The organism is Enterobacter sp. RIT637, assembly GCF_019718755.1.
In the GTDB taxonomy this organism is placed as follows: domain Bacteria; phylum Pseudomonadota; class Gammaproteobacteria; order Enterobacterales; family Enterobacteriaceae; genus Enterobacter.
Genome location: NZ_JAIHAZ010000196.1, coordinates 1 through 517, shown reverse-complemented (window position 1 = coordinate 517; position 517 = coordinate 1). Strand labels below are relative to the sequence as shown.

The 517-nt window shown below is 54.4% G+C and carries 2 protein-coding genes; both read right to left on the bottom strand.

Translation table 11 applies throughout. The features are described from left to right. Nucleotides 1–152 (bottom strand): ApaG domain (locus tag K5E19_RS23970; RefSeq protein ID WP_221553401.1); only part of this gene is annotated, 152 nt, incomplete at its 3' end. A gap of 3 nt (nt 153–155) precedes the next feature. Beyond that, the coding region (locus tag K5E19_RS23965) for an rRNA adenine dimethyltransferase family protein (protein WP_311775537.1) at nt 156–517 on the bottom strand (362 nt) is incomplete at its 5' end.

The following is a 517-nucleotide window of genomic DNA, read 5'->3' as shown; positions in this document are numbered from 1 at the left end:
AGCCAGTAGCGCCCGAGCAGTTGCACAGGCATCCGCCCCAGATTGCGAATGGTTACGGTGTAAGCAAAAACAAAACGCTCGTCGTCCGGAGTGGACTGAGACTCGACGTAAACGCTTTGCACCTGAACACATACGCGGGGCGAATCAATCATGGCTTAGCTCTCCTTTGGCGGTGCGTTGTCGCTGATGTAATTAGCCAACTTACAGTACTGCTCAACGGAAATATTTTCCGCACGCATTGCCGGATCGATACCTAATTCGGTCAACACCTCAACGGTAAACGAGTTACCCAGGCTGTTGCGACTCGTTTTACGGCGCTGGTTAAAGGCCTCCGTGGTGATGCGGCTCAGTACGCGCAGCTCTTTGACCGGGTACGGCATCACGGCATGGGGGACCAGACGCACTACCGCAGATTCCACTTTTGGCGCCGGGGTAAAGGCGGTCGGTGGCACTTCGAGTACCGGGATAATCTGGCAATAGTATTGCGCCATTACGCTCAATCGACCATACGCTTTAC